The 13,742-nt window shown below is 62.9% G+C and carries 11 protein-coding genes and 1 rRNA gene; 9 read left to right on the top strand and 3 right to left on the bottom strand.

Annotated elements, in window-relative coordinates; all coding sequences use genetic code 11:
* Positions 1 to 97 precede the first annotated feature (97 nt).
* The 5 genes from ACJJV2_RS14225 to rlmM all read left to right on the top strand — a co-directional run bounded on the left by ACJJV2_RS14225 (position 98) and on the right by rlmM (position 6,301).
* Complete coding sequence (locus tag ACJJV2_RS14225) at positions 98 to 1,714, top strand: bifunctional 2-methylcitrate dehydratase/aconitate hydratase (RefSeq protein ID WP_405281839.1); 1,617 nt, start codon at positions 98 to 100, stop codon at positions 1,712 to 1,714.
* A 187-nt stretch (positions 1,715 to 1,901) separates the two neighbouring features.
* Positions 1,902 to 2,495 carry a LemA family protein gene (locus ACJJV2_RS14220; RefSeq protein WP_054555402.1) on the top strand — a complete coding sequence of 198 codons (594 nt, stop codon included), beginning with the start codon at positions 1,902 to 1,904 and terminating at the stop codon, positions 2,493 to 2,495.
* A 70-nt stretch (positions 2,496 to 2,565) separates the two neighbouring features.
* Positions 2,566 to 4,470 (top strand): M48 family metallopeptidase, encoded by a 1,905-nt coding sequence (locus ACJJV2_RS14215; protein WP_405281835.1) that lies wholly within the window; start codon positions 2,566 to 2,568, stop codon positions 4,468 to 4,470.
* A 431-nt stretch (positions 4,471 to 4,901) separates the two neighbouring features.
* Positions 4,902 to 5,017: ribosomal RNA gene (rrf, locus tag ACJJV2_RS14210) — 5S ribosomal RNA — on the top strand.
* A gap of 210 nt (positions 5,018 to 5,227) precedes the next feature.
* Positions 5,228 to 6,301: a 23S rRNA (cytidine(2498)-2'-O)-methyltransferase RlmM gene (gene rlmM, locus ACJJV2_RS14205; protein ID WP_131431318.1), complete on the top strand. Its 1,074-nt coding sequence runs from the start codon at positions 5,228 to 5,230 to the stop codon at positions 6,299 to 6,301.
* A gap of 123 nt (positions 6,302 to 6,424) precedes the next feature.
* On the opposite strand, the gene ACJJV2_RS14200 is transcribed toward rlmM, so the two are convergent.
* Positions 6,425 to 6,709: an antibiotic biosynthesis monooxygenase gene (locus tag ACJJV2_RS14200; RefSeq protein WP_043335322.1), complete on the bottom strand. Its 285-nt coding sequence runs from the start codon at positions 6,707 to 6,709 to the stop codon at positions 6,425 to 6,427.
* Between the two features lie 62 nt (positions 6,710 to 6,771).
* On the opposite strand from ACJJV2_RS14200, the gene tusA reads away from it, so the two are divergent.
* A complete protein-coding gene (gene tusA, locus ACJJV2_RS14195; RefSeq protein ID WP_054555155.1) occupies positions 6,772 to 7,017 on the top strand; it encodes a sulfurtransferase TusA in 246 nt (81 codons plus the stop codon).
* Between the two features lie 41 nt (positions 7,018 to 7,058).
* Here the strand turns inward: tusA and ACJJV2_RS14190 are convergent, their stop codons facing one another.
* Together ACJJV2_RS14190 and ACJJV2_RS14185 are read right to left on the bottom strand one after the other, a co-directional pair.
* Complete coding sequence (locus ACJJV2_RS14190; protein ID WP_052384769.1) at positions 7,059 to 7,793, bottom strand: hypothetical protein; 735 nt, start codon at positions 7,791 to 7,793, stop codon at positions 7,059 to 7,061.
* A gap of 317 nt (positions 7,794 to 8,110) precedes the next feature.
* The gene (locus ACJJV2_RS14185; protein ID WP_240548781.1) at positions 8,111 to 9,550 is read right to left on the bottom strand and encodes an MATE family efflux transporter; all 1,440 of its coding nucleotides are present in this window, start codon (positions 9,548 to 9,550) and stop codon (positions 8,111 to 8,113) included.
* Between the two features lie 378 nt (positions 9,551 to 9,928).
* Here ACJJV2_RS14185 and ACJJV2_RS14180 point away from each other — a divergent pair, with 378 nt between their 5' ends.
* The 3 genes from ACJJV2_RS14180 (at position 9,929) to ACJJV2_RS14170 (ending at position 13,733) form a co-directional block, all read left to right on the top strand.
* Positions 9,929 to 10,501 (top strand): elongation factor P hydroxylase, encoded by a 573-nt coding sequence (locus ACJJV2_RS14180; RefSeq protein ID WP_107335481.1) that lies wholly within the window; start codon positions 9,929 to 9,931, stop codon positions 10,499 to 10,501.
* Between the two features lie 235 nt (positions 10,502 to 10,736).
* Positions 10,737 to 11,783 carry a Fe(3+) ABC transporter substrate-binding protein gene (locus tag ACJJV2_RS14175; RefSeq protein WP_225347558.1) on the top strand — a complete coding sequence of 349 codons (1,047 nt, stop codon included), beginning with the start codon at positions 10,737 to 10,739 and terminating at the stop codon, positions 11,781 to 11,783.
* 141 nt (positions 11,784 to 11,924) lie between these two features.
* Positions 11,925 to 13,733 (top strand): iron ABC transporter permease, encoded by a 1,809-nt coding sequence (locus ACJJV2_RS14170; RefSeq protein WP_284727430.1) that lies wholly within the window; start codon positions 11,925 to 11,927, stop codon positions 13,731 to 13,733.
* Positions 13,734 to 13,742: the final 9 nt, after the last annotated feature.

The raw sequence follows: 13,742 nt of genomic DNA, 5'->3' as shown, positions 1-13,742 counted from the left end.
TCGTATGTCTGTGGTGCGGACTCGGGTATTTCGGGGGATGTGCCGGTATCGCGGGAGATGCATGCGAGCAAAGACGATCCACGACAGGAGGTCACACATGAGCACGCCATCCTCTGATCAGACGGGCGAAAGCCGTCTCAGTGCCACTCAAGCCAGTACAAGTCAGGTCAGTACCAACCAGGCCAGCGCCAACCAGCGCCCGGACTATGACCCGGAGCTGCAGCAGATCGCCGACTATGTGCTGGGGTATTGCGACGATCTTCGTATCGCGGATACGGATGCGGATGGCCTGGCCGGCAAGAGCGTGCGCTCAGGTCCCTCGGCAGAGGCGATGGACACCGCTCGCCTGTGTCTGATGGATACCCTCGGCTGCGGCATCCTGGCGCTGCGCTTCCCGGAATGTACCAAGCATCTCGGCCCGCTGGTGGCCGAGACCGTGGTGCCGCATGGTGCGCGGGTGCCCGGCACCGCCTTCAGTCTCGATCCCGTCAAGGCGGCGTGGGACATCGGCTGCACCATCCGCTGGCTGGATTACAACGACACCTGGCTGGCGGCGGAGTGGGGGCATCCCTCGGACAATCTCGGCGGCATTCTGGCGGTGGCGGATCACCTCTCGCGCCAGCGTGTCGCGCTGGGCAAGCCGCCCCTGGTGATGCGCGATGTGCTGGAGAGCATGGTGATGGCCCACGAGATCCAGGGTGTGCTGGCGCTGGACAACAGCTTCAATCGCGTCGGGCTCGACCATGTCATGCTGGTCAAGGTCGCGACCACCGCCGTGACGGCGCGCTTGATGGGGGCGAATCGCGAGCAGTTGCTGTCGGCGCTGTCGCACGCCTTCGTCGATGGCCAGAGCCTGCGCACCTATCGTCATGCGCCCAATGCGGGCTCGCGCAAGAGCTGGGCGGCGGGGGACGCCACTTCACGCGGCGTGCGGCTGGCGGACATCGCCCTGCGTGGCGAGATGGGCGTCCCAAGTGTTCTCAGCGCGCCGCAGTGGGGCTTCAATGATGTTTCCTTCAGTCACGGCAATAGCGATCTTGCGCTCAAGCCTGAAGACGAACGGCACCTGACGCTGGCGCGCCCTCTGGGCAGCTATGTGATGGAGAACGTGCTCTTCAAGGTCTCCTTCCCGGCTGAATTCCATGCCCAGACCGCCGCCGAGGCGGCCGTCCAGCTCCATCCCGAGGTGCGCGACCGCCTCGAGGAGATCGAGCGCATCGAGATCACCACCCACGAATCGGCGATCCGCATCATCTCCAAGCAGGGTGCGCTCGCCAATGCGGCGGACCGCGATCACTGCCTGCAATACATGGTCGCGGTGCCGCTGATCTTCGGCGAGTTGAACGCGGACCACTATGAAGATGGCTTCCATGCCGCTCACCCGGAGATCGACCGGCTGCGTGACAGAATGGTCGTCAAGGAAGAGGCGCGCTTCACCCGCGAGTATCTGGAAGCCGACAAGCGCTCGATCGCCAATGCCCTGCGGGTAATCTTTTGCGATGGCAGTGCCACCGAGCAGGTGACGGTGGAATACCCGCTGGGCCATCGTCGGCGGCGTGAAGAGTCGCTCGCCCCGCTCGAGGACAAGTGTCGGGCCAATCTGGCCACCTGCTTCCCGCCTTCGCGGTGCGACACCTTGATGGCGTTGTTGGGCGATCGCGAGCGACTCGAAGCACTGCCGGTGCACGAGTTCATGGCGCATTGGGTGCCGTGAGGTTGCCGGCCGCATGATGCCCCGTTGGCAATCAGTCATCCAATTGACTGGTGCCGTCATCCGGTATGGGTAAACTGGAAGCGGATTGCACAGGAAGATCGACAGGGGCGCTTGCAAAGACTCGCCGGAGAGCGGGGCAACGCCTGCCGGGCCTTCATTGCAAAGGCATCATCACAAGGGACTCATCATGAAAACATTTCTGCTGCTGGGCGCCATCGCGCTGATCGTCATCTACGTGATCTCGATCTACAACAAGCTGGTCAGCCTCAAGGCGCGCTTCGAGAATGCCTTCGCGCAGATAGAGGTACAGCTCAAGCGGCGCTATGACCTGATTCCCAATCTGGTCGAGACGGCCAAGGGCTATCTGAGCCATGAGCGTGGCACCCTGGAAGAAGTGATCAATGCCCGCAACAAGGCGATGGCCGCCTTGAATGCCGCAGCGGCGCATCCCGGCAGCATGGACAAGCTGGCCAGTCTGGCCGGTGCCGAGCAGGGGCTGGCGGCGAGTCTGGGCAAGCTGGATGTGGTGGTCGAGGCTTATCCGGAGCTCAAGGCGGACCAGACCATGAGCGACCTGATGGAAGAGCTCACCGCCACCGAGAACCGCGTCGCCTTCGCGCGTCAGGCCTACAACGATGCCGTCACCGACTACAACGTCTATCGCCAGAGCTTCCCGCAGGTGGTGTTCGCGCCGACCTTTGGTCATCGCAGTGATGCAGGCCTGCTGGCCTTCGATGACAGCGTGAAGATCCGCCAGGCCCCGGATGTCAGCTTCTCGTGAGTCGACCGGTTGATGCTTCTCTCGCAGCGGCCTTGCGCTGTGATCCTGACTGGGTAGATGGCGAGCGCGAATGAATTTCTATCATGAGCAGGACAGTGCGCGGCGTCGAACGCGGCTATTACTGCTGGCCTTCACGGCCATGTCGCTGGTGGTGTCTCTTGCCGCCGGCGCCGTGGTGCATGTCGCGATCAGCAGTTTCCTTGGGCGCCCGGCCGCCACGACGTTTGAATATGTCTGGCCAGTGGCGAGCATCATCTTCCTGTGCAATGCCCTGGTCGCGGCGCGCGAGCTGCGGCGTCTGCAGCAGGGCGGCGCGGTCGTGGCCGCACGCCTGGGTGGCAAGCTGGTGGATGTCGAGACCCAGGACTCGAATGAGCGGCGGGCGCTGAATGTCGTGGAAGAGATGGCGATCGCCGCCAATCTGCCCACGCCGCAGCTGTTCCTGCTGCCGCATGAGGCGATGATCAATGCCTTCGCGGCGGGCTATCGGCCACATGATGCGGTGATCGCGCTGAGTCGCGGGGCGTTGGAGCAGCTGGATCGCAACGAGCTGCAGGGCGTGGTCGCTCACGAGTTCGCCCATATCGCCAATGGCGATATTCGCCTCAACCTGCGTCTGGCGAGTGCGGTTCACGGCCTGGTGTTTCTCTCCGAGGCGGGGCGCTTCCTGATGGGGGCGGGGCGCATCGGCTTCGTGTTGGGCAGGGCGCGCTCCTCCGGTTCCGACAGGAAAGGCGGCATGCCACAGCTGATGCTGGTCGGTGTGGCGCTGTGGTTGCTCGGCAGTCTCGGCGGGCTGGGCGGCAGGCTGTTGCAGCGCGGGGTCGCGCGCTCACGCGAATATCTCGCCGATGCCAGTGCAGTGCGCCTGACGCGTTTCCCGGATGGCATCGCCTCGGCCCTCAAGCGTATCGGTGGCATGGGTTGGCAGGGGCGTATCCAGCATCCACGCGCCATGACCTACAACCATCTCTTCTTCGTCGAAGCGCGTCCGCCATGGCTGACGGGCTGGTTCGACTCGCATCCGCCGCTGGATGAACGCATCAAGCGCCTGGAACCCCGTTGGGACAGGCAATATCTGAGCGCGCGCCAGCAACCGGTGCATACCTTCGAGCAGCAGGGGCCCATCGGGGCAGAAGTGCTTGGCGGGGTCATGGCGGGTATCGCCGGCGCGGCCGTCATCGGCGAGCTGTCGCGTTCCCGGGGTGAGCTCGAGAACCTGACGCTGTCGCGCTTTCTCTGCCCGCAGCTGGTGGTGGCGATGATCGCGCCCTCGGAGCTCACCCGGCGTGGGGTCTGGCTCACCGAGCTTGAGCGTCAGCATGACTGGCTGGATGGCAAGCGCGTGCGCGAGGCGCGGCGCAAGCTCGAGTCCTTGCCGCGGGTCGAGTGGATCCCCTTGCTCAACCGGTTGATACCGCGCTGGCGGGAAGCGGATGAGCGCGCGCATCGCATGCTCAAGGCGCAGACACCTCCGCAGGACATGTTCATCTGGTGTCTGTGGCAGTTGCTGCTGGAGTCACTGGACCCGCGAATCGATCGCAAGAGCGACTCGCTGGCCCTGCAGCAGTGCCAGCCGGCCTGTCAGCATTGGCTCATGCTGATGGTCGGACTCATCGACGATGAAGCGCTGCGCGAGAACATCTTCCTGGACGCCAGTGCGGAACTTGGTCTGGCGCTTGCGTATCCGCAGTCGCAGCTGGATGGGGATAACCCTGCGCTGCGCTGCCGCCATCTCACGCAGCTGGCTCACCTGCGCCCGATGGACAAGCAGCGCTGGTTCACGGCGCTAGCCCAGGTGGTGCATGCCGACCAGACGCTGGCCGATGAAGAGGTGGCCCTGCTGACACTGTTGGCTCGCGTCATGCAGCTGCCGGAGGCGCGCCTGGAGGCGGCGCTTGAGACACAGTCGCATTCGCGTGGTGGCTGGCAGGCGCGCCCAGTATCTCGGCCCGCGGACGGCAAGGCGATCTGAGTATTGATCAGGCGAGTGGCTGTTTTCTGCGTCAAAGCCCTTGCCATCAAACCGATTCCTGCGTAAAGTACGCATCCGCTGCCGGGGACGCATGGCGTTACCAGCGGTGGAAGAGGTTTGCAGGTGATTGTTTTGCTTGATGTTTTTGAAGCCCGCTTCGAATTCATCGATTGACAATCCCGGGCGATTCGCTAGAATACGCCGCACTCCTTACGGAACAGGTGATCGAGCAACGCTCCTCACCGCTTGATGATGCTTAGAGGCAGTCGACTGACTCATCATCAAGTGCTTGACTTCTCAAGCGTTCCGGGTAGAATATGCCTCCTCGCTTAACAGCGACGCTCTTTAAAAATTTGATCAGGTAATTCGTGTGAGCGCTTGCCGATGAGTGGTGACAAGGTCACCAAATATCGGAGCAAGCCTCTCACTCGCCTGACGACCATAGCGAGCGTGAACCACCCGATCCCATGCCGAACTCGGAAGTGAAACCGCTTAGCGCCGATGGTAGTGTGGAGTTTCTCCATGTGAGAGTAGGTCATCGTCAGGCACTTATACCGAACCGCCCCTGCAGCCTTGCTGCAGGGGCGGTTCTCTTTGTGGTGAGAAAAGTTGCGCAAAGCAAGAGACGTACGCGCTTCGTGAGGCGTCTGCTGCGCCCATGACGACGGCCTGAGCGTTGTCACAGCCCCATCACGTACATGCACGCTTGTAGAAGGCAGCGGCGAGAAGCTAGACTCCCCAGCCTTCTGTATTGGAGATGATGATGCAACCTCAAGAACTGTTGCTGTATTGCCGCCCTGGCTTCGAGGCCGACCTGGCCGCAGAAGTCAGCGAGAAAGCGGCGTATATCGGCACGCCGGGTTATCCGATTGCGGCACGCGACAGTGGCTTCGTGCGTTATGTGGTGACGGGAGATGAGCCCGCCAACGCCCTGCATCGTGACATGCCGCTACAGGCGTTGGTCTTCGCTCGTCAGACCCTGGTGGCACTGGAGCCGCTGGTGGGCATGTCGCGGGAGAATCGTGTCTCGCCGATTCTGCAGCAGGTGGTCGACGCCGGCTGGAGCTTCGAGGAGATCCGCCACGAGATGCCGGATACCAATGATGGCAAGGCGCTGTCGGGGCTGGGCAAGGCCGTCGGTCGCCCGCTGGAGTCCGCGCTCAAGAAGCGGGGCGCCCTGCGCCGCAAGGCCGGTGGTCGGGCGTTGCATGTCTTCTGGACGGATGGCGATGAAGTCCAGCTGGGCATGAGCTTCCCGGGCAACCGCAGCGAATATGCCAATGGCATTCGTCACCTGCGTTCGCCGAGTCGTGCGCCCAGCCGCTCCACGCTCAAGCTGGAAGAGGCGTGGCACGAATTCGTGCCGCGCGATCAGTGGGAGCGTCGCATCGCCACTGGCATGCAGGCAGCGGATCTTGGTGCCGCCCCGGGTGGCTGGACCTTCCAGCTGGTCGAGAAGGGCATGTTCGTGTTCGCGATCGACAATGGCCCGATGAACAAGGACCTGATGGCGACAGGACAGGTCGAGCATCTCAAGGAAGATGGCTTCACCTGGGAGCCACCGCTGCGCCTGGATTGGCTGGTCTGCGATATCGTCGACAAGCCGATTCGTGTGACCGAGATGGTCGAGCGCTGGCTGAAGAAGCGCTGGTGCAACGAGGCCGTCTTCAATCTCAAGCTGCCGATGAAACAGCGCTGGAAGGAAGTCTCTCGCTGCCTCGACTATCTGGCCGCCAGTCTCGAGCGTTCCAACGTCGGTGCCGAGATTCGCTGTCGTCATCTGTATCACGACCGTGAAGAGGTCACTGTGCACGTGCGCATCACGCACTGATTGGCTGTTGCTCAATCAGCATGCACGAGTGGCACATGCCCCATACAAGAACCCCACGGCCTGGACAGGTCGTGGGGTTCTTGTATGGGGCGCCTGATGCCTCCGCTCGCCGGAGAGATGCGCTCAGGTATGCTCCAGCAGGATTATCCGCTCCGGTTGGGATAGCATGGGCGCCAGGCGCGCCATCATGCGATCTCTGGCCGGACTGACCGACCATTCCTGCCACGCTCGCGCATCGCGCCATGAGGTGATCAGGATGCGGTGACCCGCGCGGCCGGTTTCCATTAGGTTCTCGCCCGAGATGAAGCCCGGGACATGCGTAGCCTCGCGTACGACTTCACGCGAGGCCTGTTCGTAATCCTGTTCCAGTCCCGGCATGATATGCCGTTCGATCAGAACCTTGATCATGCCTGTCTCCCCTTTTTTGTACGTGCCGCCAGCCAGGGCGGCAGGATTGTCAGGAGTCTTCGATGACCGATATCACATTGCCCGAGGCCGATGCCGAACTGGAAACCAGTGGCCTGTATTGCCCGGAACCCATCATGATGCTGCACAACAAGGTGCGTGAGCTTGCCTCGGGTGATCTGTTGCGGGTGGTGGCGACCGACCCTGCCACCACCCGTGATGTGCCCAAGTTCTGCGCCTTTCTCGGCCACACCCTGGAGCTGAGCCACGAGACGCCGGAACAGTTCCTGTATTACATCCGCATCAGTTGAGCGCCATCCGCAGCCGCTGAGTCATTGGCCATGACTGGCCCTCAGGCTTCGCGGTCATGGACCTCGACGCAGACCTGGTCGCTCTCGCCAGTCATCATCAGCGCGAGAGCCTCCAGCGTCGCCGGGTCCTGCTCGCGAATCTGATTGGCGATGGCGCGCTGGAAGAAATAGACCACATCATGCCGGCTGCGCCCCGGGTACAGGCAGTCGTCGCCGGCCAGCACGGGTGTCTGGGTGACGCGAGCCTCATCGACCAGCAAGGCCTCAATGTTGCCATCGCTGTAGAGGCGCCAGCCGAAGACCTGCTTGAGCTGCCACTGTGTCTCGCCGTTGGTCATGCACAGCGCGTGGGTACCCAGCGTGTCCGGCAGTTGCTGGAGTAGCGTCGTCTTGTCCGAGACTTCATAGTCGTAATAGGCCGCGGCATGTTCGAGCTCGAACACCTTGTGGTCAGGCGCCAGCATGAAGACTTCGTCGGTTTCCGGGTCGCGATAGCCGACGAAATGCCCCTGCTGGGGGTCTTCCAGCTCGTGGCAGGGCATCAGCCCCTCCATCCACGGCACCATGCCGACGACTTCACCATCCTCGCGCAGCCCCCAGGCCAGTACCGGAATGCTGTAATAGCTGTCCGGATCGCTGTCGAGCTGATAGAGCATTTCCAACCCGTCGTGTTCCGGCGCCAGCCGGAGAATACGACGTCGTGCACGCATCCTGTCACGCATGACACTCAGGTCGATGACCTTGGCGGAGCGGGGGGAAGATACTGGTACGCCCATGACGAACCCTCCTCAGCAGCTTGTCGATCGTCCTCGGCGTGTGCTGGTGCGTTCTCTCGCTTCTGCCATGTGTGTCGTCAGCGAGAGAGCACTGCCTTGAATAACCATTAGCACAGCCAGAGCCCTGACGGTAACCCCTCCTTGGACGAAATGACCGTCTATCAGCTTTTTCGTGTTTAAACGCAAAAGCCCCGCGTCACCCTGTCGGGTGTCGCGGGGCTTGCTCATCAAGGCGTTTCAGGCAGCTGTCAGCCCAGCATCCAGGCCGAGCTTCCTGTTGGAGTGCAGGCTGAGATGCAGGCGCTATCCGCCAGGCATTACTGGCTCGCCAATGCCTCGTCACGAACGCCACGGCGCGCGATGATCCACAGGCGCCAGCCGAGCAGCAGCGCCGCCACGGTCAGACCGGCCACCATGCCGATCCAGTAGCCATAGACGCCCATCTGCTCGATGGACCAGGGCGAGATCGGGAAGGCCTCACTGCCGACACCCAGCAGGTGTCCGCCTCCCAGCCCGACCACCCAGTAGGCGAACATGGTGATCAGCATGATGATGCGCGTGTCCTTGAAGCCGCGCAGTGCGCCTGCCATCGCGACCTGCAGGGAATCCGAGACCTGATAGAGCATCGCCAGGGTGATCAGCGACATGGCCAGGGCCTGGACCTTGAGGTTGCTGGTGTAGAGCGCCACGGCCGGCTCGGCCAGTACCCAGATCACGATGTCATTCACCAGCGCCACCACCAGCGAGAAGGCCACGCCATTCCAGGCCACGAAACGTGCTTCGCGCATGTCGCCGCGGCCGATGGTGTGGCCGACGCGCACGGTCAGGGCCATCGCCATCGACAGCGGCAGCATGAACAGCAGCGAGGTGAAGTTGAGCGCGACCTGGTGGGCCGCGACCTTGATCTCGCCGAAGCTGGCCACGAACAGGGCGATGACCGTGAACAGCGTGACCTCGAAGAAGATCGCGATCCCGATCGGCAGGCCGACCTTGAGCAGTTCGCCCATCTGCTTGAAGTGGGGGGCGCTGGGCTGGCACCACAGCGCCACGGCGCGATACGCGCTGCTGTAACGCGTGTAGGCGAACATGCTCAGGCACATGATCCACATCGCAAGGCCGGTGGCGATACCGCAGCCGGCGGCGCCCATGGCCGGAATGTCGCCCAACAGTCCCGGCAAGGTGATCCCCAGCAGGTCATCCACGCCTGCAGACCCGTAGATCAGCACGTAATTGAGCGGGATGTTCGATATCAGGCCGATCAGGCTGATGATCAGTGCTGGGCGGGTATGGTTCATGCCGTCCGAGTAGGCGCGCAGGACCTGATAGAAGGCGGCACCCGGCATGCCCCAGGCGATGGCCATCAGATAGAGGGTCGCCTGCTCGGCCACGGCCTCAGGCACCTCCATCAGGGTGAAGATCGGCGCGGCCAGATACCACAGCGCAAGCCCGGACAGGCTGCCGAGCACCAGCGAGATCCACAGCGATTGATGCACGTTGCCACGCACCTCACCGCTGCGATTGCCCCCCATCAATTGCGCGACCACCGGCGTCAGACCCATCAGGGTGCCCGCCATCAGCAGCAGCAGGGGCACCCACAGGCTTGAGCCCACCGACACGGCTGCCAGGTCCGTGGCCGAGGAGCGTCCCGTCATCAACACGTCCACGGCACTCATGCCTGCCTGAGCCAGCTGCGCGCCACAGATCGGCAGCGCCAGGGTCAGCAGGCGTGAGGTTTCCGCTCTGACGCGGGGAATCAGTGGCGGAGGCGGAGAACCGGGGGCCGTCTGAGGCTTGGAGGGGGTGGATGAATCGGCGGGGGGCACGGCAGGCTCCTGCTAGTAATCGAGAATCATTCTTGCTTGGCGCGCCATCCTAGCAGATAAGCAGGTTTCATGAACGCAAGCTGATGAATTATCACGGCTGTAAGCGACACTGTCAGCTGAAATGACGCGCTATACGCTAGCCACGTACAATGAGCCATCCGACAGAGCAGGTTTTCCTGCCGCCATCGAATGCCCACACACTGCCAGCGCTTGCCGAGAATTGCCGTGTCGTCCCATGAGTCCCTACCTGCCGTCCATTGCTCTGATTCCGCCAGCGGGAGTCCCCGTCGTGCGCATGACCTCGCCACCTTGATGGCATTGTTCGACGGCCTGTTCGGCGACACCTTCAACACCTTGCTGCGCTGTGATCCCGAAGAGCCACTGTATCTTCCGGCCGGCATGCAGGGGGAAGGCAGGCATGTCCCGGAATCAGAGCTTGGCTATCACCGCATCTATCTGGCACGTGGCTTCTTTTCCAGCGCGCTGCATGAGATCAGCCATTGGTGCATCGCAGGCGCCAGACGGCGGCTCGAGGAAGATTACGGCTACTGGTATGCACCGGATGGCCGCGACGCCGAGCAGCAGCGCGCCTTCGAGAGTGTCGAGGTCGCGCCGCAAGCGCTGGAGCTGCTGTTTCACCGGGCGGTGGGCAAGCCGTTTCATGTCAGCGTCGACAATCTTGAGCTGGAGGTGGATCGAGACGCCTTCGCGCAACGTGTGATGCAGCGCGCTGCCGATGTCGAGCAGCGCGGCCTGCCCGCCCGCGCTGCTGCCTTCCGCCACGCACTCGCCGGTGTCTGGCAGCAGGGGATGCCGCTTGAGCAGGCCATCGCCCATGCCAGGCCCCTGTTGCCTGCGGTGGGGGAGGACGGCCGACTGGCGTGATGCCTTCCTGAGCATGCCGGGCGGTAGTGATGTCGCCCGCTGGGGTTGCCTCCCGGAACTCGCCTACCTGAGCGGGATTGCATTATCTGCAAATCAGCGTTGCACTCACGTTGCAGGTGTCAGGGCTTTGTGATTAGAATGATTCGCATTGACACAATGGTTCCGCTTTTACTGGCCTGCAGGTCTGCTCATGGCAGTCCTCGTCAGGACAGGACACCTTGAACAGGGGTATTCGATGACTGCTGTATCCATGATTTCTGCATCCTCCGCTCGCAAGCTGTTGTTGAGTGCGCTGGTCGGCGTGACGGCTGTCACGGCCATGCCGGCGCAAGCCCAGGAAGAGGTGAACGTCTACTCCTATCGTCAGGCCTATCTGATCGAGCCGTTCCTCAAGGAGTTCACCGAGGAGACCGGCGTCAAGGTCAACGTGGTATTCGCCAAGCAGGGTCTGGCCGAGCGTCTCAAGCGTGAGGGTCGCAACACGCCGGCTGACGTCCTGCTGACGGTGGATATCGGTCGCCTGCAGGAGCTGGTCGACGAAGAGCTGGTCAAGAGCGTCAATGACGACGTCATCGAAGCCAACCTGCCCGAGCAGTATCACGGTCCTGACAACCAGTGGTTCGGTATCACCACCCGTGCCCGCGTGCTCTACACCAGCGTCGAGCGCCTCGAGGCCGGTCAGGTCGCAAGCTATGACGACCTGGCGGACCCGAGCCTCAAGGGCCGTGTCTGTTCGCGTGCCGGTGATCACCCCTACAACGTGGCATTGATCGCCTCGCGTATCGCCCACAACGGCGAGGAAGCGACCCGCGAATGGCTGGAAGGCTTCAAGGACAACCTGGCGCGCAAGCCGCAGGGCGGGGACCGCGATCAGATCAAGGCGATTCGTGACAACGTCTGTGACGTGGCCATCGGCAACAGCTACTACTACGGCAAGATGCTCGACAACGACGAGCAGCGTCCGTGGGCCGAGAAGGCACGCATCGAATTCCCGGACCAGAACGGTGTCGGCACGCACATGAACATCTCCGGCATGGCGATGACCAAGTACGCGCCGCACGAAGAGAATGCGCTCAAGCTGATGCGCTTCTTGACCGAGAAGACCGCCCAGCACATGTATGCCGAGGTCAATTTCGAGTACCCGGCCAACCCGGCTGCCGAAAGCTCGGAGCTGCTGACGTCCTGGGGCGAGTTCAAGCAGGATGACCTCTCGCTGACCGAGGTCGCCAAATACCGCAAGCGTGCTGCTCAGATGGTCAATGAAGTCGGCTTCAACCAGTAACGGCACTCACCGCTGGCGTAAGCCATCGGGTGGGATGTCATGAACGAAGAGGGGCTGTCGCGATGCGACAGCCCCTCTTCGTTTGAGTGAACAATGTAAAATAGACGCAATTGCAGTTGGCAGGTCAGTGAGGAAGAACAGATGACGCAAGGCAAGCGGCTGTTGGCAAAGCGAGGTGCGAGCCTTGAAGAGGAAGCCTGCACGGCAACCAGCGCGACGGAGCTCGCCCTGGAGCGCGCGACTCACAGCACGTCAGTCGCCGAAGACGCGGCGATAAGACGCCGTCAGCGGCGCCTGGGCACGCACATGGGGTGGTTCGCGACGGCCTGGGGGGTCGCCGCGCTGGTGGTGATGCCGGTGCTGGCCGTCATCTGGCTGGCGTTGTTCGGCGATGATGGCAGTGATCAGGCCGGTGACGGCATCTGGCCGCACCTCGTCTCCACCGTGCTGCCTGACTACGTCATGACGAGTCTGGCGCTGGTGGCCGGCGTGGCGGTGCTCAGCGGCAGCATGGGCGTGGTGTCGGCGTGGCTGACCACCATGTATCAGTTCCCGCTGCGGCGTACCTTCGAGTGGTCGTTGCTGCTGCCGTTCGCGATTCCCGCCAACGTCATCGCCTACATCTACACCGATGTCTTCGAGTATGCCGGGCCCTTCCAGGGCGCGCTGCGTGCGCTGTTCGGCTGGGACTCGCCGCAGGATTACTACTTCCCCGAGATACGCAGTCTGGGCGGCGCCATCCTGATGCTGTCGCTGGTGCTGTTTCCGTATGTCTTCATGCTGGCGCGCTCGGCATTTCTCGATCAATCGCCGTCATTGCGCGATGCCAGCCGCACCCTGGGCTGCAATGGCTGGCAGAGCTTCTGGCGCGTGGCGCTGCCCAGTGCACGCCCGGCGATCGCCGTCGGACTGGCGCTGGCGATGATGGAGGCGCTCAACGACTTCGGCACCGTCGATTACTTCGCGGTGCGTTCGCTGACCGCCGGCATCTTCAATGTGTGGCTCAACATGGGCAGCCTGCGCGGTGCGGCCCAGATCGCGCTGTGCCTGATGATCTTCGTGGTCACGCTGATCTGGCTGGAGCGGCATGCCCGGCGCCGGCAGCGTCAGTTCGGCAAGGGCGATCGCTATCGTCGCTATCGTCGCCCGACCCTGCATGGCTGGCGCGCCGGACTGGCGACACTGGCCTGCCTGCTGCCGCTGCTGTTCGGCTTCCTGTTGCCGGTAGGCCTGCTGACGCGGCATGCCATTCGCTACTTCGAGGAGTCGTGGACGCCGGACTTCGCCGGTTACGCGCTCAATAGCCTGATGCTGTCGGTGAGTGCTGCCGTGTTGACGCTGATCATCGGGGTGCTGCTGGCCTACGCCAAGCGGCTGGATCGCACCGCCAGCGTACAGCAGGCGCTCAAGCTCTCGAGTCTCGGTTATGCCATGCCGGGCGCCGTGCTGGGGCTGGGCGTGCTGGTGCCGCTGTCCGGTTTCGACAACGCGCTGGACAGCTTCCTGCGCGCCAACTTCGGGTTCTCCAGCGGCCTGCTGCTGACGGGGACGATGGGCGCGATCATCATCGCCTACGTGGTGCGCTTCCTCGCCATCGCCGCGGGTTCCATCGAATCGAGCCTCGACAAGGTCACGCCCTCGATGGACATGGCGGCGCGCTCGCTGGGCGAGAACACCTTCTCGACACTGCGCCGGGTGCACCTGCCCTTGATCCGCCCCGGCTTGCTGACCGCGGCGCTGGTGGTGTTCGTCGATGCCATGAAGGAGCTGCCGGCCACCTTGCTGCTGCGGCCCTTCAACTTCGACACGCTCGCCACCCACGTCTATCAGTACGCCTCGGATGAAATGCTCGAGCAGGCGGCGTTGCCGGCGCTGGTGATCGTGGTGGTCGGCATCCTGCCGGTGATCGTGATCTCGCGCACCATCGTGGCCTCGCGCAGCGAGTCATGATGAAGACAG

Source organism: Cobetia sp. Ld8 (assembly GCF_045066615.1).
Taxonomy (GTDB): Bacteria; Pseudomonadota; Gammaproteobacteria; order Pseudomonadales; family Halomonadaceae; genus Cobetia; species Cobetia amphilecti.
The sequence above is the reverse complement of the archived record's forward strand: the minus strand, read 5'-3'. Positions and strand labels throughout refer to the sequence as shown.

Coding starts and splice junctions, on each gene's coding strand:
- ACJJV2_RS14225 (WP_405281839.1), top strand. CDS start 98: ATGAGCACGCCATCCTCTGATCAGACGGGCGAAAGCCGTCTCAGTGCC.
- ACJJV2_RS14175 (WP_225347558.1), top strand. CDS start 10,737: ATGACTGCTGTATCCATGATTTCTGCATCCTCCGCTCGCAAGCTGTTG.
- ACJJV2_RS14170 (WP_284727430.1), top strand. CDS start 11,925: ATGACGCAAGGCAAGCGGCTGTTGGCAAAGCGAGGTGCGAGCCTTGAA.
- ACJJV2_RS14200 (WP_043335322.1), bottom strand. CDS start 6,709: ATGATCAAGGTTCTGATCGAACGGCATATCATGCCGGGACTGGAACAG.
- ACJJV2_RS14180 (WP_107335481.1), top strand. CDS start 9,929: ATGGCATTGTTCGACGGCCTGTTCGGCGACACCTTCAACACCTTGCTG.
- rlmM (WP_131431318.1), top strand. CDS start 5,228: ATGATGATGCAACCTCAAGAACTGTTGCTGTATTGCCGCCCTGGCTTC.
- ACJJV2_RS14190 (WP_052384769.1), bottom strand. CDS start 7,793: ATGGGCGTACCAGTATCTTCCCCCCGCTCCGCCAAGGTCATCGACCTG.
- ACJJV2_RS14215 (WP_405281835.1), top strand. CDS start 2,566: ATGAATTTCTATCATGAGCAGGACAGTGCGCGGCGTCGAACGCGGCTA.
- ACJJV2_RS14220 (WP_054555402.1), top strand. CDS start 1,902: ATGAAAACATTTCTGCTGCTGGGCGCCATCGCGCTGATCGTCATCTAC.
- tusA (WP_054555155.1), top strand. CDS start 6,772: ATGACCGATATCACATTGCCCGAGGCCGATGCCGAACTGGAAACCAGT.